At 38.7% G+C, this 19,044-nt stretch carries 16 protein-coding genes; 1 reads left to right on the top strand and 15 read right to left on the bottom strand.

Annotated elements, in window-relative coordinates; genetic code table 11:
- Nucleotide 1 precedes the first annotated feature (1 nt).
- Nucleotides 2-316, top strand: coding sequence for a hypothetical protein (locus tag AVL50_RS22230; protein ID WP_062618638.1), 315 nt, complete (start codon nt 2-4; stop codon nt 314-316).
- A 139-nt stretch (nt 317-455) separates the two neighbouring features.
- Here the strand turns inward: AVL50_RS22230 and AVL50_RS22235 are convergent, their stop codons facing one another.
- The 15 genes from AVL50_RS22235 to cbiE form a co-directional block, all read right to left on the bottom strand.
- Nucleotides 456-983: a YceI family protein gene (locus AVL50_RS22235; protein ID WP_062618639.1), complete on the bottom strand. Its 528-nt coding sequence runs from the start codon at nt 981-983 to the stop codon at nt 456-458.
- Nucleotides 984-989: 6 nt separating this feature from the next.
- On the bottom strand, nt 990-1,670 hold the full coding sequence (locus AVL50_RS22240; RefSeq protein WP_062618640.1) for a hypothetical protein: 681 nt from the start codon (nt 1,668-1,670) through the stop codon (nt 990-992).
- Between the two features lie 199 nt (nt 1,671-1,869).
- On the bottom strand, nt 1,870-3,141 hold the full coding sequence (gene eno / locus AVL50_RS22245; RefSeq protein WP_062618641.1) for a phosphopyruvate hydratase: 1,272 nt from the start codon (nt 3,139-3,141) through the stop codon (nt 1,870-1,872).
- A 123-nt stretch (nt 3,142-3,264) separates the two neighbouring features.
- Complete coding sequence (gene cobN / locus AVL50_RS22250) at nt 3,265-7,005, bottom strand: cobaltochelatase subunit CobN (RefSeq protein ID WP_062618642.1); 3,741 nt, start codon at nt 7,003-7,005, stop codon at nt 3,265-3,267.
- A gap of 467 nt (nt 7,006-7,472) precedes the next feature.
- A complete protein-coding gene (locus AVL50_RS22255) occupies nt 7,473-8,051 on the bottom strand; it encodes an MFS transporter (RefSeq protein WP_082026401.1) in 579 nt (192 codons plus the stop codon).
- A 4-nt stretch (nt 8,052-8,055) separates the two neighbouring features.
- Nucleotides 8,056-9,072 (bottom strand): cobalamin biosynthesis protein CobW, encoded by a 1,017-nt coding sequence (cobW, locus tag AVL50_RS22260; protein WP_062618643.1) that lies wholly within the window; start codon nt 9,070-9,072, stop codon nt 8,056-8,058.
- Nucleotides 9,069-9,656, bottom strand: a complete 588-nt coding sequence (locus AVL50_RS22265) for a cob(I)yrinic acid a,c-diamide adenosyltransferase (RefSeq protein WP_062618644.1) — start codon at nt 9,654-9,656, stop codon at nt 9,069-9,071. The genes cobW and AVL50_RS22265 overlap by 4 nt, the downstream gene beginning before the upstream one ends.
- 60 nt (nt 9,657-9,716) lie before the next feature.
- Entirely contained in the window at nt 9,717-11,030 is a 1,314-nt protein-coding gene (locus AVL50_RS22270; RefSeq protein WP_062618645.1) for a cobyrinate a,c-diamide synthase, read from the bottom strand.
- 5 nt (nt 11,031-11,035) lie between these two features.
- A complete protein-coding gene (gene cobU, locus AVL50_RS22275) occupies nt 11,036-11,551 on the bottom strand; it encodes a bifunctional adenosylcobinamide kinase/adenosylcobinamide-phosphate guanylyltransferase (protein ID WP_062618646.1) in 516 nt (171 codons plus the stop codon).
- A gap of 3 nt (nt 11,552-11,554) precedes the next feature.
- Complete coding sequence (locus AVL50_RS22280) at nt 11,555-13,153, bottom strand: AAA family ATPase (RefSeq protein WP_062618647.1); 1,599 nt, start codon at nt 13,151-13,153, stop codon at nt 11,555-11,557.
- Complete coding sequence (locus AVL50_RS22285) at nt 13,153-13,866, bottom strand: cytochrome c biogenesis protein CcdA (RefSeq protein ID WP_044202370.1); 714 nt, start codon at nt 13,864-13,866, stop codon at nt 13,153-13,155. The genes AVL50_RS22280 and AVL50_RS22285 overlap by 1 nt, the downstream gene beginning before the upstream one ends.
- Nucleotides 13,867-13,868: 2 nt before the next feature.
- A complete protein-coding gene (gene cbiD, locus AVL50_RS22290) occupies nt 13,869-14,954 on the bottom strand; it encodes a cobalt-precorrin-5B (C(1))-methyltransferase CbiD (protein ID WP_062618648.1) in 1,086 nt (361 codons plus the stop codon).
- Nucleotides 14,955-15,221: 267 nt separating this feature from the next.
- Entirely contained in the window at nt 15,222-15,983 is a 762-nt protein-coding gene (gene cobK / locus AVL50_RS22295; protein ID WP_062618649.1) for a precorrin-6A reductase, read from the bottom strand.
- A gap of 2 nt (nt 15,984-15,985) precedes the next feature.
- A complete protein-coding gene (gene cobM, locus AVL50_RS22300) occupies nt 15,986-17,830 on the bottom strand; it encodes a precorrin-4 C(11)-methyltransferase (RefSeq protein ID WP_062618650.1) in 1,845 nt (614 codons plus the stop codon).
- Between the two features lie 2 nt (nt 17,831-17,832).
- Nucleotides 17,833-19,044 (bottom strand): precorrin-6y C5,15-methyltransferase (decarboxylating) subunit CbiE, encoded by a 1,212-nt coding sequence (gene cbiE, locus AVL50_RS22305; protein WP_062618651.1) that lies wholly within the window; start codon nt 19,042-19,044, stop codon nt 17,833-17,835.

A 19,044-nucleotide genomic window follows, 5' to 3' on the forward strand; every position in this document is an offset into this window, starting at 1 on the left:
CATGTTTTCATCTATCAAACTCGCTTCCTATAGTATTTTTAAAATCATTCTTTTAAGCATACTATTATTTTCCACTTCTTCATTTTTCAGTCTTCTTCCTTACATTAATCTGCCAAAAGAGATTGCAATTTATGATAGTTCTTTTTCTCTAAAGATTGGATTGCCGTTTACTTATTATGAAGAGTTCTTTGTAGAATGCTGTACACCAAACTCCGGTTGGTATCTAAAACCTTTGATTGCTGATTTTATAATTTATACTATTATCGGCTATTTGATTTTACAATTGAGCCAAAAGGCTAAAAATTATTTCTCTTGATATTTTTAGTTGAAAGGTTTTAGTAAAAACGGAATTCTGAATAAAGAAACACTCCATCAAAATAACCATAAGTTACATTTGATGGAGTGTTCCATTTTATTTATCTAATCACCCAACGTTTCGGTTATATATTAGGAAATTAGTTTAAAACACACGTAATTTTAATTTCAACTTCATCTCCCACTGTAAATGTTCCTGTTCCTTTACCCAAGTCATAATCCAGGCGTTTTATTTCTAATTTGCCTTCCAGATTAGATCCATTTTTGACAAAAGGTATTGAAACTTCTTTGGTTACACCATGCAGTGTTAGATTTCCTTTAGTAATATATTTGTTGCCATTTTTCACTACTTCATCAGATGTAAAGCATATTTTGGGATATTTCTCAACATCAAAAAAGTCTTCATTTTTTAAATGATCATCCCTTTTCTCGTTGTCGGTATTAACGGTTGATGCATCAATACAAACATTAAATTCTGAAGAGGATAAATCATTTTCATCAAATTGAATACTGCCACTCATGCCATTGAAAAAGCCCTCAACAGAATTGACTTTGAAATTACTGATTGTAAAATCAATTTTTGATGCTGAAGTATTGATTTCCTGAGCGTATCCTTTTGAAATAAAAAGGCAAAATGAGGTTAATAAGATTAGGGTTATTTTATTCATCGTTCTTTATTTTATGTTATACCTTGCTCCAATTACTAATCCATCACTTACACCTCTGAATCTTTTATTTCCAGGTTGTAATTCGGTTGGTGTTTGAAATTCTGTGAAGGTATGAGCAAAACCTAACTTCGCTGACCACTTTTTATTGAAGTGATATTGTACATAGAATTCAGAGCTTAACATACCTGTATCATTTGCTCCAATAAGTAAAAGTGATGCATTGCCTGAAGAAGCTGTAGTAGGTTGACTACTACCATTTCCTGTATAAACTGCATCTTTGTCAGCACCAAAAGTATAACCTACAGCATCGATATTCATACCCACTTCAAACTTACTCTTGATACGGTAACTCAAAGAAATATAAAGGACAATATTTGACTGACTAGGAGATGCAATTGTCAATGTATCTTGCTTATCAGCCTTCCCGAAATACTCTGGAGGAGCAGAGTAAAACTCTTTATTATCTTTTCCTTGGAAAAATGAATATCGAACACCTGTTCCAAGAACAAATCTTTTCTTTTTCCCAAGTCCCCAAGAATGTCCAAGAGAAAGCGACCCTACAAAGTCAGAACTGATTTGTACTGTAGCATCAGCATATAAGTATTTTGAAGGTAATGTTTCAGCGTCCTGTGCATACAAGCATAAAGAAAAAAGGGAGATTACTAGGGTAAGTAATTGCTTTTTCATAGTAAAAGTTAAAGTTTGGTTCAAAAAATTATTGTTACTGCAATGGCTGTTCAGCGATAGTTTTGAACAGCATCATATTTAAGTCGTGGTTTTAGCATTTTACTGACAAAAAAAGTGAAAAATAAATTTCATTTTCATTCTCATTGAAAAATACCACCTACAAATGCAGGTGATATTTTTATATCATTTGAAGTATTATTTACTTCCATCTATATTCTGATCTCCCTGCCAGTTCATGCTCAATTTCCAGTAGACGATTGTATTTTGCAATACGCTCACCTCTACAAGCAGAGCCTGTTTTAAGGTGTCCTCCGTCCATAGCAACAGCAAAATCGGCTAAGAAAGTATCTTCTGTTTCTCCTGACCTATGTGAGAGGAAATAGCGCCACCCTGCTTCTCTACACATTCTGACGGCTTCAATCGTTTCAGTTACTGTACCAATTTGATTGAGTTTGATCAAACAAGAATTCGCTGTTTTTCTCTCAATTCCTTCTTTAATGTATTTGGTATTGGTCACGAAAATATCATCACCTACCACTTCAATTCTATCTCCATACTTTGCGGTGAACTTAGCAAAACCATCCCAATCCTTTTCTGCTAATGGATCTTCCCAAAGAATAATCGGGTACTTGTCCAACCACTCTCCTGTTAGGGCTATTAAATCATCTGAAGTCATTTTCCCTCTTCCTGACCAGACTAAATCATAATTATCTTTTAGATTAGAGCAAAATGAATTGGCCGCATTATCCACTGCAACTGAAAGATCTTTTCCGGGCTTGTACCCTGCCTTTTCTATGGCTTCAATAATTAATTCTATCGCCGCTTCATTACTTTCACAATCCGGAGCAAAACCTCCTTCATCACCCACACTTGTTGCTAAGCCTCTTTCTTTTAAAATTCCTTTCAGAATATGGAACGTTTCCGCCACATAACGTAATCCTTCTTTGAATGAAGGTGCTCCATGAGGTACAAGCATGAATTCTTGAAAGTCTACACTGTTATCAGCATGTTCCCCACCATTCAGAATATTCATACAAGGTACTGGAATACGAACAGCGTTAGTTCCTCCTAAATATTGGTATAAAGGCAAATCCAAAGATTGTGCAGCTGCTTTTGCCACTGCCATTGATACCCCTAAAATTGCATTAGCACCGAGCTTTGACTTGTTGTCAGTTCCGTCTAATTCAATCATAGTGTAATCTATTTCTTTTTGTTGGGTAGCGTCCATCCCTTCCAAGGCATCAGCAATAGTAGTGATTACATTTTCTACTGCTTTCTGTACCCCTTTTCCTCCATATCGTTCATCTCCGTCTCTTAGTTCTAAGGCTTCGTTTTGACCTGTTGATGCTCCTGATGGTACGGAAGCATATGCTCTTGTTCCATCAAATAATTCAACATAAACGCGTACTGTGGGATTGCCTCTTGAATCTAGAATTTCAAGGGCGTAGATTGATTCAATTAATGTGTCCATAAATAGTTTAAGGGTTGTGTATTATTTCTTTATAAATTAAAAAGAAAAAGAATACCTATTGACACATTAACCACACAAATTCACACTCACATTACATTGAATATCAATTATATTACTATTATCCTATTCCAATTCTCCCTCCGCTTTCATATAGAGCGATTTCAACTGATCCAATGTTTCTTGATTTGGGTTTTCCCACAATCCTCTTTGGATCGCTTCCAGCATTCTCTCCGACATATCTTTCAATGCCCAAGGATTATGTTGGCGGATAAATTCTTGATTTTTTTGATTGAAAAGATACTCTTCTGTGATGCCTTCATACATAAAGTCTTCGATCAGATTGGTGGTAGCATCATAGGCGAAAAGGTAATCCATGGTAGCTGCCATTTCAAAAGCTCCTTTGTAACCGTGGTCTCTCATACCTTCCATCCATTTTGGATTGACTACTCTTGAACGGTATACTTTTAATAATTCCTCTTTCAGCGATTTAATTCTTGGCTGTTCAGGGCGTGAGTGATCACCAAAATAAGTGGTTGGCATTTCTCCTTTTTCCAAGTTGACTGCCGCTGTCATTCCTCCTTGAAATTGGTAATAATCATCAGAGTCTAATAAGTCATGCTCTCGGTTATCTTGATTTTGAACAACCACTTCCACCATAGATAATCGTTTTCTGAAGGTCTCATGTGCTGACTTTCCTTCATTTCTTCTCCCTGTATAGGCATAGCCTCCCCAATTGATATATACATTGGCAAGGTCTTCTTGATTCGTCCAGTTTTTCTCATCAATCAATCCCTGCAAACCCGCACCATACGCTCCTGGCTTGGAACCAAAAACTCTGTACAATGAACGTTCATGAGCCGTTTTTTCATCCAACCCTTCTTTCTTCCAATCTTCTCTTTCCTTTTCAAAACGGGTTTTAATCGGGTTCATATCATACGGTTCATCCAATTGAGCTACTTTTTCAACGGCTGAATTGAATAAGGAAATCACATCAGGAAAGGCATCTCTGAAGAAACCAGAAATACGCAATAAAACATCGACTCTTGGACGCTTTAACTCCAATGTTGAAATAACCTCAAAATCCTTTACTCTACGATTGGCTCCCTGCCAAATCGGTCGAACACCGAGCAATGCAAAAGCTTGTGCAATATCATCTCCACCCGTTCTCATAGTGGAAGTTCCCCAAACGGAAATCGCCACTGAACTTGGATATTCTCCCTCTTCCTGCAGGTATCTGTCAATGATATTTTGAGCACTTTTCACCCCTAAATCATAAGCGGATGGAGAAGGAATTGTTCTTGTATCTACGGAATAGAAATTTCTACCGGTCGGTAAAATATCCAATCGTCCTCTTGTTGGTGCACCAGAACCACCGGCAGGAATGTACTGAGCATTTAAGCCTTTGAGAAGGTGGTCAATTTCATTCCTTGTTTTTAGTAAAGTCGGGATCGTTTTTTCTTTGATAAATGAGACGACTTTTTGTGTTTCCTCACCATAATTTCCTTCTTGATGATTGATAATTCCTTCAATGATCGTCTTCGCTCTATTCTCCAAAACCTCTACTGCCTGACCTATCGTTCTGCATTCTACGCCCATGATTGTTTCCTTTAATGCCGTTTCATAAGCAGTATCCAAAGGATCAAAAGCTAATTCCAGATCAATAGCTAAGGCTTGTAAAATACTCTTGGTTTCTCCTTGAGGTAAGCGGTGCAATGCCACCAACATATCCAAGAATTTTTCTTCTTGTGGAAGCAAACCGAAAATATGAAGTCCTCCTCTAATCTGAGCTTCTTTTAATTCACATAAATACCCATCGATCACCTCCAAAAGTGCATCAATATCTTTTCCATCTTCATTCAAATCCACTCTCAAATGAGTTGTATTGACAAGGTTTTCGATTTTCGATTTAATCAAATTGGCTCTTTTAGGATCAAGTAAAGCCGACTCATAAAACTCATCAATCAATAATTCCAATTGAAGCAATTCACCGTAATTTTCAGCCCTTGTCATCGGTGGAATTAAGTGATCTAAAATAATGGCATGATTACGTCTTTTGGCTTGCGTTCCTTCTCCTGGGTCATTAATAATAAAGGGATAGAAATGAGGAATTGCCCCCAATATGGCGGCAGGAAAACAAGATTCCTTTGATAGTGCTACCCCTTTCCCCGGTAACCACTCCAAGTTGCCATGTTTTCCGACATGAATGATGGCATCGGCTGAGAAGTAATTTTGCAACCAAATATAATACGCCAAATAAGCGTAAGTCGGTGGTAAATCAGGAGAGTGATACGTGGCTTGAAGGTCGATATTATACCCTCTGTTGGGTTGAATACTTAAGAAAATATTGCCTAGTTGCTTTCCTGGAATTAGAAAATAACCTTCTCGGTAATTCGGTGATTTTGATGGATGCCCCCACTGTTGTTCTACTTTCTCTCTTAATGCAATGGATAGTTGGTTGTAGTGGGTGTAAAATTCTTCTTCTTTGATTTTAATTTCAGCGGATTTATAAGAGAGTGATTCCAGTTCGTTGGTGACATTTTCCGTCAACAACTCCATCAATTCTTCTGTTCCTTCAGGAACATTTTCACCTAAATCATACCCTGAGTTTTTTAAGGCATTTAATATTTCTACGGTACTTGCAGGAGTATCCAATCCTACTCCATTCGCCAAACGGCTATTTTTACTTGGATAGTTGGGAAGAATAACGGCTACATTTTTCTGCTTATTTTCTTTATCTCCCAGTTGAATCCAAGCCTTTGCATGTTCTGCAACAAACTGACAGCCTTCTACATGAGGCTCGAAGTACACAATTTCAGAATCTGTCAACTGATCCTTTTCCTTGGCTTCTTTAAATGCAATCACCGACGTAATGATCTTCCCATCGACTTCCGGCAAAGCGATATTCATTGCAATATCAGTCGGCGGTAAACCAAAAGTACCTTCTTCCCATACCTGCTTATTACAACTCGCTAATATTGCTTGAATGACGGGAACATTAAGCGTGTCAAAAATACCTTTGGTTTCATTGTCTTGAAAGCCTTGCAATGAAAAGCCGGTCGTATTGATCAACACATTAGGTGGAGCAATTCGGCAATTTTCCAAAAGAGAAAAAATACGTTGCTGAATGTCTTCATCACGATACGACAACGCCATGCAAGTAATGGCTGTCACCCCTCTTCGTTCCAACTCTTCAGTGACTGCAATAAATGGATCAAGGTTATCGGCTAAGAAGTAACTTCTATAACCTAATATTAATACCGTTACCTTCTCTGTTTGTACTAAAGGTTGATTAAGAATTCCTTTTGAAGGATGATAAAGGAATAAATCAGGAATGCTTTCTTGGGCTTTGATTGGAAAATCATATTCCAATGTTTCATTCATGATCAGCTTCAACACCTCTTTGGTATTCTCCTTTCCTCCCATCACAAAATACTGCCATATTTCACTGACTTTTGAAAGGGGCAAAGTCGACATCTGCATCAATTCCAAATCAGGTTTATTATCTCCCGGTAGGAAAATTACATTGATGTCATTGTCCTCGGCATACTCAGCAATCGCTTCACACAAATATGAAAAGTAAGCGGTTCCTCCCAATAATTTCAACACAACAACTTTGGCTTCTGACACTACTTCTTCGATATAAGTATCAATCGTCAATTCCTGCTTGAAGTACGTCAAGTTGGCTAAACGTACACTTGGTAGTTCCGTTTCCTCTTGATGTAGTTCTTGGTAGGCTTTGTTGACAGTGAATAACTCGGTGTCGGCGGCCGATAAGAAAAGAAGGTCTCCGGTAGATTGTTGGATATGGAAAACGCCTTCGTCGTTGGGGTTCCATCCTCCGGGAAGTGTTGAAATTAAATGCATAATGAAAAGAGGGGATACTAAAATTATTAGGTACTACTTCCAATTATCTTTCCTCTTCATTTTGTCTTGAAACAAAACGAAGCAAAAATTCAAGGCTGTGAAGTCAAAAGCTAAATTCTATTCCAATCGGCTAAATGATTTTAAACTCGCTTTGCTCAAACAAGAAAATCATTTTTAACGCCTCATTACATAGAATTCTTAACGCTTTTCCCTTCAATGCCGATAAGGATACTACCTTAATGGATAGGACATTTATTCGATTATCAGAATTAAGCTTCCTTTACTTTAATATCGCAAGTGTTAAGCCGACAGGCGTCACTTGTGATTTATAATTGGCGAAGTCTCCCGACTTCGAAATGAATGAATATAAAAAGGATGAGGTTCGAAGTCAGGAGACTTCGCCTATGAACAGTTCCAAGTGACGCTATCGCTTAACACTTGAAACAGGGTCATTCAACCTCATAAAGCTAAGCAACCTTTACTTTTTCTGGTTCTGATATCACATGTTCTTCCACTAATAAGGATAAAACGCTTGATGCTAGTGAGAAAAACGCCATTAGTGAAAAGACTAATGCAAAACCAAATTGCATGGCGAACAAGGCCCCAATGATTGCGGCGATGCCTTCTGAAAGAGAACGGTAGCCGTAAAAGTGAGAGTAGATACTTTTCTCTTTTCCTTTCTTCAATGACATGGCAATAATGGCACTCCATGAAGGTGTGATGACTGTTTCACCTAAGGATAAAATGACTTGGATGAGGAAAACATGGGTTGGACTGCTTGCAAAAACATACAAGGCATAACCGGTTCCCATCAAAATATAGCCAATACACATCATGGCTCTTTTGCTGAGTCTGGACTCATCGATTTTATCAAAAAGGAAAAAGAAAATGCCTTTGAAGATGGCGTAAACACCAATGGCAATTCCTGCGTCCATTAATGTCCCTCCTATTTTCTCAATAAAAATGGCATAAATGGGAGCAAGTAAGTTTGCTCCCATATGCGTGAGAATAGAGGCTAGTAGTAACAGCTTTATATTCTTATGCATGATTTTAGATCGCTGTTGAAGCTAATTTTAAGTCTCTACCAATCACCACTAAATGCGTTTTTCTTATCTCTCCTTCTTTCCAAGGTCGATCAAAATAATAATCAAAACGATCACCTACACCTTGAAGAATCATACGCATTGGCTTGTTCGGAATATTGACGAAACCTTTGATTCTGTAGATTTCATGTTCCTTTACCAATTGCGTCATTTCTTTCACCAATTGCTTGATGTCTGACGTTTCAGGGAATTCTAATAATTCTGTGACTAATGAATCGTCGTGATCGTGGTCATGACCATGTTCGTGATGATGCTCGTGGATAGAATGACGGTTATCTAAATCGTCTTCTGCTGATGCTTCAATTCCTAACAATAGATCGTTGCTTACTTCTCCATTGACTACAGGAATGACTTTCGTGTTGGCTCTGATTTTTTGCTGAACGTAAGATGAAATTTCTTCAAATTTTTGATCATCCACCAAATCTCTTTTACTAACCAATACCAAATCTGCACATGATAATTGATCTAAGAACAACTCTTCAATCGGTGTTTCATGATCCAATGAATCGTCTGCCAATCTTTGCTCTTGTACTCTTTGTCTATCGCAGAATTCTCCTGTTGCTACACCTACAGCATCTACTACAGTGATCACTGAGTCGATCGTAATGTGTGGTTTTAAGTCAGGCCAGTTCACTGCTCTTACCAATGGTTTTGGCATTGCCAAACCTGAAGTTTCGATCACGATATGGTCAATGTCATCTTTTCGCTCAATCAACTCCAACATAGACGGTAAGAATTCTTCCTGAACGGTACAGCAAATACAGCCGTTGGATAACTCTATCAAGTTACACTCATCATCTCCGCAACCTGCTTTGATGATTTCACCGTCAACACCTACTTCACCAAATTCATTGACCAATAAAGCAATGCGCTTTCCGTTGGCATTTTTCATCATGTGGTGTACTAAAGTCGTTTTTCCAACGCCTAGAAAACCTGTTACGATTGTAATTGGGATTTTTCTCATGCTTGTGGTTTTTTCTTTCTTTTATATAAAAATAAATTCCATTTTTCTTCTGCTACTCCGTGCTTGTCCATCTCCGAGCGTGCCATGGTAAAAAACAAATCAGACAGACGGTTGATGTACGAAGAGATATAGTCCAATACACTTTCCGGGTCCTCATGACTTAAGGTCACCAAAACTCTTTCGCCTCTTCTCACTTGTGTTCTGCACACATGGCATAAAGCCGAAATTTCATTTCCTCCCGGTAATAAAAAGTAATCTGATGGGCTACTCATTTTACTTTCCATTTCATCGATCCATGCTTCGCAAAATTCCGCTCCATCTGTTGGGTGAGGATTTTGATTTTCTTTTTTAGAATCTGATGGTCGAGCCAAATGCGACATCATATTCATCATGTCTTTCTGAACTCTATGTAAATTCGGTTGCCACTCGTGGTCATTGCCTAATTTTGATCTTAAAAGCCCTATGGTTGAATTCACTTCATCCAATGTGCCTATGCATTCGATTCGGGGAGCATCTTTGAACTCTCTTTTTCCGCCGAATACGCCTGTTTTTCCTGAATCACCTTTTCTAGTGTAGATTTTCATAGCGTAAGAGTTTATTTGTTTTGTATTTGGACTATTCTGATTCCATCACCAACCCATGATTTAAATCATGGGTTGGTGATGGAGTAGTTTCTGAAGGTCTCCTACCTCACCAAAATAAAAGTGGATGTAAGAGGCCAATACGTTTTTATATTGATAGATTTTTGTTGGAACTTCCTGCTCTCTTGCACTCCACACGGTTCCAACAGTGGCTACATTTTCGTCTTGAAGGACTTTTGAATAATGGAATTCATGCCCTTTAATCGTGAAATCATCGATGTCAATTTTTCTGTAACCCAATGTGAGTTTCATAGCTTCCATTGAGCTTGTAAAAGGGAAGACGCCCACCATTGGTAATTCATTTCCTTTTTGATCTACCATGCTTTTTCCGAGGTACATCATCCCTCCGCATTCGGCGATGATTTGCCCGCCATTTTCTGCGAAATTCTTAATGCTTTCTCTCATTTTTGTATTTGCAGAAAGTTCTTGAGTGTAGCATTCTGGATAGCCTCCGGGGAAGTACACCAAATCGGATTTAGGGAGTTCTTGATCGTGAATTGGGCTGAAAAACTGTACGGTTCCCAATTGCTTTAAAGCTTCGATATTTTGATAATAACTGAAGTTGAAACCTTCGTCTTGTGCCACTGCTATTTTAAAATCAGGGTTGGACGTTTCTGCCTTTTCTTCAAGTACTATTTTTTCTCTTTGAGTAATAGAAAGTAACTGATCAATAGCGATAGTTTCATTCATCTGATCCGCCATTTTGCCGATCATCTGATCATATTTTGAGAGGTTATCAATCGACAACCCTAAGTGCCTTGATGGGATTTTACATTCTTCAATAAAAGGCACATGACCTAATGCTTTTATCCCAACGTCTTCACATGCTTCTTCTAAAAATTTGTAATGGCTTTTGGTATTCACACGATTGAAGATTACACCTGCAATATTCAGATCGGGATCAAAATTTTTAAAGCCGTATAATAATGGAGCAACGGAGTAGGCGACAGACTTGGCATCCACCACAAAAATGACCGGAATGTCTAGCTTCTTAGCCAACTCGGCGGTGCTTCCTTCTGACTTTCTCGCTCCATCAAATAAGCCCATCACTCCTTCTATACAAGCCACATCTACCTCATTGACTAATTCATGATAAGTGGAACGCATGTGTTCTTCTCTCATCATAAAGAGGTCAAGATTGATTCCCGTTTTTCCACAAGCGATCTTATGGAATTTTGGATCGATATAATCCGGTCCACTTTTAAAAGGTTGTGTGCTATAACCTTTGTTTTTCAATAAGCGAAGCAATCCCAAAGTGACGGTTGTTTTTCCTGAATTACTCGTTGGTGCGGCGATGATGAAGCTTGATGTTTTCATTAGGTTTATTCTTTTACGGTCATCGGTAGACCGGATACTACAAATGTTACTTTTTGTGCTTGCTGTGCGATAAATTGATTGATCAATCCATGAATATCTGTAAACTGACGGCTTGCTTTGTTCATGGAAATTCCTCCCAAACCAATTTCATTACTGACCACAATCAGCGTACAGTTCTGCTGTATTAATGCAGTCCAGATTTCTTGTGCTCGTTGCAAAGCTTTTTCTTTATCATAAGATACCTCATCAAAAATATTGGTAAGCCAAAGCGTGATACAATCCAATAAAACTACCTTTCCTGTAAAGTCATGTTGATGTATTTCAATAGGTTCCTCAACGGTAGTCCAACACTCTTCCCTTCTTTCTTGGTGAAGGGCAATTCTTTCGTTGTGCTCTTCATCCCATTTTTTTGAGGTAGCCAAATAAATAGGCGTTTCGGATAGTTCTAAAGTTACTTTTTCGGCAAAAGCACTTTTCCCTGAACGCTGACCTCCTGTGACAAAGTGAATGTTCGCTTTCATGATTTAAAGGGATAATTTCTGATAATTGCCTCTTAAACGATCGGCTAAATCCTGCATAATGCCTAATCGCACTACTCCATTTTCGGCATCGACTAAAGTCAAATGATCTACTTTTTTACAGTGAAATTGATAGCTTGAAATAATGTCTTCTATGGACGTTTCAGCACAAAAACGACCATCGGAAACAATCACTAATTCCGTTTCTGACAGATCGAAACCGACCAACATGCCTTTTATTTTCTTCAAAGCGGCGATGATATTCGTTTTTCCTCCCGTCTGCAATTGCTGTATTTTTTCAGTGACAAAAGCAACGTTAGACGTTTCCTGTACCATTACTTCCGCTTCGTTTTGCAATAAAGAAATCAGAGAAAAATGCACATCAGAGGATTCGTATTTTTCTATCATCTTTTGCACCGCACCCTTTGCGTAAGCTATCACTTGATCTTTGATCATGGAACCACTTGAATCCAAAATGAAGATCACTTGTTTTTTGGTCGGTTCTACTTTTGATTTCTTGATTAATTCAAAGTTGTACGTCGCCAAATATTGGCTTACAGTTTTTCGAGTATCCGTAGAGGATTTTACACCATTTTGATGGATAACTTGTTTGTTACTTTCCTTGAAAGATTGATTTAAGGTCAATGATTCATTAGGTATAACCGATTCAAATTGTACAGGAGGTGTTTCTTCTTTTGAAGTTTCTTGCTGTTCCTTTTGTTCCTCTTGAGGTGGAGGATTTTGAGGCGGTTCTTGATTCGGTGGGTTTTGATTTTTACGATGTAAAAGCACAAATTCTCGAATAGCTTTTACAGCCTCTTTTGTGACTTTCTCACCATTTTGGAATGCCACATAAGCCCTTGCTGTTTTAACCAATAAAATATCTGCTCTTAATCCTTCTACCGCATGTTCAAGTGCCAATTGAGAACAATATTCCAATACATCTTCCTCTAGTTCAATGCTTGATAATCGTGCTTGAGCCGATAATATTTGATCGAATAATTGTTGTTGTTCTTTGTCAAAACCTTCAAAAAATGCTTTTGGATTATCATCAAAAGCCAAGCGATGCTGTACTATTTGCGTTCTTTCCTGTAATGAAGAAGGCGTTTTCACCTCTACCGAAAGACCAAAACGATCTTTTAATTGAGGACGCAGATCTCCTTCTTCTGGATTCATGGAGCCGATTAAACAAAAACGGCTATTCAACTTTCTTGAAATTCCTTCCCTTTCCAAATGATAACTTCCCGTTGCGGAAGCATCCAATAGCACATCCATCAGATAATCATTCAACAGATTGATTTCATCGATATATAAAAAACCCTGATGGGCTTGTGATAACAAACCGTGTTGGACTTCTTCTTTTTTATCATTAATGAGTTTCTCCAAATTGATATGCCCCAAAACTCTGTCTTCAGAAGCACCAATCGGCAAGTTGACAAATGGCTTTTGCATCAAGTCAGACAGGGATCGGATCAAGGTGGTCTTACCCGTACCTTTATCGCCAACGGCTAAAACTCCGCCCAAAGTGGGATCGATGATGTTTAGAATTAGTGCCAACTTAAACGATTCCTGACCGATGATGGCTGTAAAAGGGAAGTTGTTCATTAAGCAAAAATTGAATTGTAAATCCAGTATGATCCGATGACGATTGAGGCTACACCAGCTAGTCCGTTCATCCACTTAAAAATGGCGATGTTCTTTTCTATAAATCGACTTAAAACCGTCAACAAAGTATAGCTGTAAATACCCATGGCTAAAATGATTCCAACAGATTCTACCAATAAAATTAATACAGCATCCCACATTGTAGCAGAACTTAAAATCAAAGCGGAAGTCAACGCTCCACCTGTCCCTGCCAATCCATGAAGCATTCCTACCCAAAACGAACGGTTCATAGGATTCATCGCAATTTCTTCTCCTTGCTTTCCATGAAGGTGAATTGGGTTGGTATCTAAATGATCATGCTCTTCGATCCTTTTATGATCTTGCATCATATCATTGATTTTATGGTTTCTTTTGATGGCCACAATGCCTAACCAAATCATGATCGGACCTACTGACATTTCTGCCCAACTTGATAAATCATGGACAAAAACTTCTGCGGTACTTTTAAATAATAAGGCAATTCCGCCTAATAAAATCAGGGTTACTGAATGTCCTAAAGCCCACTGTGAAGCTTTGAATACGTTTTTAAAAGAGGCTCTTTCTTTTTTGATTGCGTTTTCAGTGGCTAATACGGATACTGCTGTCACGTGATCCGGCTCGAAGGAGTGTAATACCCCTGCCATTAATGGTCGAATGAAACTTGCTCCTGTCATAATTATTTTAGTTTAATAAAATCACCCTCTTTGCCGATGAGGTAGATAGTGAGTTTGGTTTGTTGAATAATAGATTTAGTGGATTGATAACATTTTTGGAGTAGCAACTGATAGAATAATTCCTCTTCCGAAAAAGGAAAAATTTCTACGAGTCTACTCGCCATATTTAATTGAAGAATTGCTTCTTGTTGTTCTTTTGAATACCCGCCTTCTTGGGCGATGGATTGAATAAATTCTTTGTTCCAGCTGGAAACACAACTGTGCGTATCGGTTTGTCCTTCTGCCAACTTCACCGCTTTCCCCAACATAATTCCGATGGTCACTGCTCTGATCGGTGCACTTTGAATTTTGCGAAGCGTATCACCAATCCAGTTTCCATAATGGATATAGGCTTGCTCTGAAAAATCAGGGAATAATGCTCGGAGGTATTTTTCACTTCTCGCTCCTGAATTGATCACGAGTTCATCAATGCCATTGGCAATTGCCACGTCAACACCTTGCTCAATACTTGCGATATAGGAAGATGCAGAATAAGGTTTTACAATGCCTGAAGTACCTAAAATGGAAAGACCGTTCATGATGCCCACTCGCTCATTTAAGGTCTTCTTCGCTAGCTTCTTTCCATTGACTACATAAACAGTGACAGCTACTCCCATTTCCAAATCATAATCGTGCAAAAGCTTTTGTAAAGCATCGGTGATCATTTTCCTTGGAACAGGATTGATCGCCGGTTCTCCTACTCCCAATTGTAACCCCGGAAGTGTAACCGTTCCCACACCATCGCCTGCGATAAATTGGATTTCCTGCTCTTCAATCAGCTGTAATTCACAACCTATTTCGGCACCGTTGGTCACATCAGGATCGTCGCCTGCATCTTTGATAACACTGCATTTTGCGGAGCTAAAAGAATATTCGCAGTAGTGAACAGGTATAGACAATATTTTCCCTATCGGTAAATGCACTTTTACCGTTTCCTGTTGTTGTTGAAAGATAATAGCCTTTAAGCCTGCTTTTGCGGCTGCAGTAGCTGAGGTTCCTGTTGTGAAACCTTCTTTCAACTCACCTTCTGGAACTTTCTTTAAACCCATGTTTATCTTTAAAATGTTACCCGATTACCCCTTCATACTACTTTCAATTTTTCCTCTTCTTCATTTTTTCCATTGATGAAAAAACGAAGCAAAAAAATCTAGGCTGTGAAGTCAAAAGCTAAATTTCTTTCCTTTCGCCTCAATGATTTTAAACTCGCTACGCTCAAACAGCAAAATCATTTTAACCAGCTCATTCCATGAAATTCTTGACGCTTTTCCCATCAATGCCGTAAGAAAGGCAGACGTCGTGCAATCAAATAGCTTGTATTAAAAACTATTTTGATCTAATATTTTTTCTAGTTCTTGAACTGTATAAACCACCTGAAAGGAAGCGGGTATTTTTGGTTCTCGAATGATGATGATTGGAATTCCACAAGCTTGTGAAGCATCAATTTTCGTTTGAAGAAAACCACTTGCACCGCTTTCCTTGGTCATCAAAACCTCAATTCCCTTTTCTTGAATCAAAGCCACCTCTTTCTCCAATTCTTGATTAGGCATGGAAAGGATTAAATCTTCTCTAGGGAAACCTGCTTTTTGAGCAATTTTCATAGAAGACGTTCTAGGTAAAATTCTAAACCATGAAGGGTTTTGTTTCCACCATTTTTCAAACTTCTCAATTGTCTGTACACCCGTTAGTGCCAACAACTTTTTTCCTTGGAATTGATCAAAAAGTAAAGCCTCTGCCTGTTGATAGCTCTCCACCCAATGAATGCCTTCCTTATTTTTTAGTTGAATAGGCTCCCTTCCAAATCGAATTACTGGAAGCTTGTTTTGGAGGGCAACTGCTTCAATGGTTTTGTGCAACTGCTCCGCAAACGGATGAGCGGCATCGATAATCATTGTCACTTGATTTTCTTTGATCATCGTCTGCATTAAGTCTTGATCCAATGCACCGAAACAATATTTCATGTACGCACTGCTCTCCACCTCTACTTTTGTTTTTGTAGAGTAGATAAATGCTTGTCGATGTTGCTTCAGTACTTCCATCACTCGCTTGCCTTCCGTTGTTCCTCCAAAAACCAATACCATGCTTACGCTTCTTTTACGACAAACTTTTTATTGGTTCTGAAGATATGTTGCCAATCAGGGTTGTATAATTGTGAGCGGTTTTTTCTAGCTCCAATTGCCTTTCCGACTACGATCAATACCGTTCTTGTTTTCTTGCTGTCTTTCACGATTTGTGCGAGGTCTTTTAATTGTCCCTGATAAATTTCCTCGTCCTTCCAAGTCAATCGGTACATCACGGCCACTGGCGTATTTTCATCAAAATGATTCAATAATTGAGCTTGTACTTTCTTGGCAATTCCGGCACTGAGGAACAAACACATTGTCGCGTTAGTCTTGGCAAATGCTTCCACACTTTCTTTTGCTGGCATTGGCGTTTTCCCTTCTCCACGTGTCAACACGATCGACTGCACTACTTCTGGAATCGTAAATTCTGATTTTAATGCCGCCGCCGCCGCACTAAAGGAAGAAATACCCGGAACGATGAAGTAGTCCATTCCCAATTCATCAAAAATGGTCATCTGCTCTTGAATCGCTCCGTAAAGGGATGGATCTCCACAATGCAGTCTTACTATTGCGTTTCCTTTTTTATATTGATCAAACATTAAAGAAACTTGCTCCTCTAATGTCATCATGGCTGAATTACGAACAATCGCACCTTCTTTACACCAACTGATCATTTCCTCCGGAACCAAACTTCCAGCATACAACACGCAGTCCGCTTCTTCTAAATACTGCTTGCCTTTTACCGTAATCAATTCCTCATCTCCCGGACCTGCACCAATAATGGCTACAGCAGATCTTCTCTCAAAGTCCTTGATTAATGCAATGGAATACGTAAACTTATCGTCGTTTTCTAAATGGATTTTTGTTTTCTCCACCAATACTTTATTCTGCTTAGAAAGCAACATGGCTGTAGACTCAGAAACGCCGTCCACTCCAATTTTAGACTGTACCATCTCGCTCGGATTCGGTACTTTCACTTCGTCAATTGCTTCTTTTGAGAAAGTGACAAATGGTAAATAGTATTTATTGGAAAAGTCGAGGTAAGCGCTTTGTTGAGCTTTGATATCAATAGATCCAAATGTTTTTAATGCTGAAAAAGCAATCTTCTGCTCTTCTAATTCTACTTTTAATCGTGCTTCAAAAAGAGGGAAATCTAAAGTCTTCGAACAGCCCGAACCTAAGGCTAATACTTTAGGTCTGTAGTAAAGAGAAGGAAGATTGAAATCGTAAATTTTATACGTCACCGCAATCAATAACTCAAACTGCTCCGCAACTATTTCTTCTGCATCGTAAAATACCGTCACAAATTCGGGAAGGTTTTTCTCTAAATAAGCAGTGCCTTTATCTTTGACATCCAACAATAATGCTGTCGGCTGATTATTGACAAATAGGCTGATCAAGTGATTTAATGGTTGATCTGTTTCAACTGTCCAATCATAAGTTTGGCTCAAGGTGTCCAACGCCCATATTTCCTGTAGATCACTCGATGTACTGATGATGGCTTTCCCTCCCACCACTTGAGCGATTTTCTCCGCAAATTGATTGGCTCCACCTTGATGTCCTGAAAGCACCGACTGAATATTTTTGCCATGATCGTCCATGCAAACCACTGCAGGGTCTGTTGCCTTCGTTTCTATATAAGGTGCGATCAATCGTACACAAATACCCAATGCACTCACAAAGCAAATGCCGTCTAGTTTATGGTAATAGTTGCTCAGGTAATCACTCAATGAAGCCACGACTGAGACATGCTCATTGTCTGTTTCACGAGTAGTGACCACTAAAGATTTTGGGAATTCTTTTTGAAGAATGAGCGCCTGTTCAAGCCCTCTATCTGTAGTGGCTATGATTGCTATTTTATTCATTTTTAATTCTTTTTTGCGACCAATAGATGTATAGTATTGAAGTCGTTGAGACTCATTTTAATGGGATCCGCTACGGTATAATCCAAGTGGAGACAAGCCTTTTGAAAAGTCTCAAAGGATTTTTCCAATACCGTATTCATGACCATCAAACCGTTGGGCAATAAAACGGAGTCCAACTTCTGAATCATTTCTTCCAAACGGTTGCCATGACCTCCAATAAATACTGCATCCGGTGGGGTGATTTCTTGTATATCTTCTTCAAAGAAGTCGCCAATGCTCACCTGTATTCCAGGGCAATGATGACGCTTTGCATTATTGTCTATGATTTCTCCGCATTCTGTTCTTTTCTCAAAAGCAAAAATTTGAAGTGACGGATAGTTCAGTTGTGCTTCAATGGCAATGGAACCTGTGCAACTTCCTACATCCCAAAAGCACTTTTTATCCCATAATTCTAATGCTTGAAGCGTCAAGGAACGAATGCTCTGTTTGGTCATCATTCCCGGTCTGCCTTCCAAGGTTTGGAAAGTGCTATCTGCAATACTTCGGGGCGGAATAAAGTCAGATGTCTTGATTAGGATCACACAATTCAGCAATTGGTAATCGGTAGTTTCACTCGCTTCTTCCAAGGTGAATTGACGAACTCTTTCTTTCTCTCCATCCAATTCTTCACCGACATAGATGGTATAGTTTGGATAACCGTAAGTGAGTAATCGCTGTGCAATGTACTGTGGAGAATGCTCCTTGTCCGTCAAGATTCCTATCATCTTTTCACCCTGCATCAAGCAAATATCCAAAGGTTTCCAAGTACGTCTGCCATGCAATGAAATGCTTTTGAGATCGCTGTAATTCAAAGAGGCTTTGTGTGCTAATCGTTGAATGGAATTGAAATACGGCAAGACTTCTAGTTTAGCAGAGGGTAAAAGTCTTTTCAGTGTATTTCCGAAACCAAAAAATAACGGATCGCCCGAAGCGAAGACCACCACCTTTTGCTCCTTCGTTTGATACTGCTGAATGACATCCTGCATTTTACCTGAAATCTCAATCCATTCATGATTTTCAGGTAGGTGCTTTTTCACCAATTGATAATGCCTCTTCCCTCCAGAAAAAACAGAATGATGCTGTATCAACTGCTTTACCTCAGTGTTCAGTTGCACTTCAGAATGATTGCCAATCCCGATGATGTAGAAGTCAATATGTTTGTTTTCCTGTAGCAA

It is taken from the genome of Flammeovirga sp. SJP92 (genome assembly GCF_001583495.1).
In the GTDB taxonomy this organism is placed as follows: domain Bacteria; phylum Bacteroidota; class Bacteroidia; order Cytophagales; family Flammeovirgaceae; genus Flammeovirga.

What these genes read in the sequence shown, in the direction of transcription:
- AVL50_RS22230 (WP_062618638.1), top strand. Translation starts at nt 2, where the DNA reads ATGTTTTCATCTATCAAACTCGCTTCCTATAGTATTTTTAAAATCATT.
- AVL50_RS22235 (WP_062618639.1), bottom strand. Translation starts at nt 983, where the DNA reads ATGAATAAAATAACCCTAATCTTATTAACCTCATTTTGCCTTTTTATT.
- AVL50_RS22240 (WP_062618640.1), bottom strand. Translation starts at nt 1,670, where the DNA reads ATGAAAAAGCAATTACTTACCCTAGTAATCTCCCTTTTTTCTTTATGC.
- eno (WP_062618641.1), bottom strand. Translation starts at nt 3,141, where the DNA reads ATGGACACATTAATTGAATCAATCTACGCCCTTGAAATTCTAGATTCA.
- cobN (WP_062618642.1), bottom strand. Translation starts at nt 7,005, where the DNA reads ATGCATTTAATTTCAACACTTCCCGGAGGATGGAACCCCAACGACGAA.
- AVL50_RS22255 (WP_082026401.1), bottom strand. Translation starts at nt 8,051, where the DNA reads ATGCATAAGAATATAAAGCTGTTACTACTAGCCTCTATTCTCACGCAT.
- cobW (WP_062618643.1), bottom strand. Translation starts at nt 9,072, where the DNA reads ATGAGAAAAATCCCAATTACAATCGTAACAGGTTTTCTAGGCGTTGGA.
- AVL50_RS22265 (WP_062618644.1), bottom strand. Translation starts at nt 9,656, where the DNA reads ATGAAAATCTACACTAGAAAAGGTGATTCAGGAAAAACAGGCGTATTC.
- AVL50_RS22270 (WP_062618645.1), bottom strand. Translation starts at nt 11,030, where the DNA reads ATGAAAACATCAAGCTTCATCATCGCCGCACCAACGAGTAATTCAGGA.
- cobU (WP_062618646.1), bottom strand. Translation starts at nt 11,551, where the DNA reads ATGAAAGCGAACATTCACTTTGTCACAGGAGGTCAGCGTTCAGGGAAA.
- AVL50_RS22280 (WP_062618647.1), bottom strand. Translation starts at nt 13,153, where the DNA reads ATGAACAACTTCCCTTTTACAGCCATCATCGGTCAGGAATCGTTTAAG.
- AVL50_RS22285 (WP_044202370.1), bottom strand. Translation starts at nt 13,866, where the DNA reads ATGACAGGAGCAAGTTTCATTCGACCATTAATGGCAGGGGTATTACAC.
- cbiD (WP_062618648.1), bottom strand. Translation starts at nt 14,954, where the DNA reads ATGGGTTTAAAGAAAGTTCCAGAAGGTGAGTTGAAAGAAGGTTTCACA.
- cobK (WP_062618649.1), bottom strand. Translation starts at nt 15,983, where the DNA reads ATGGTATTGGTTTTTGGAGGAACAACGGAAGGCAAGCGAGTGATGGAA.
- cobM (WP_062618650.1), bottom strand. Translation starts at nt 17,830, where the DNA reads ATGAATAAAATAGCAATCATAGCCACTACAGATAGAGGGCTTGAACAG.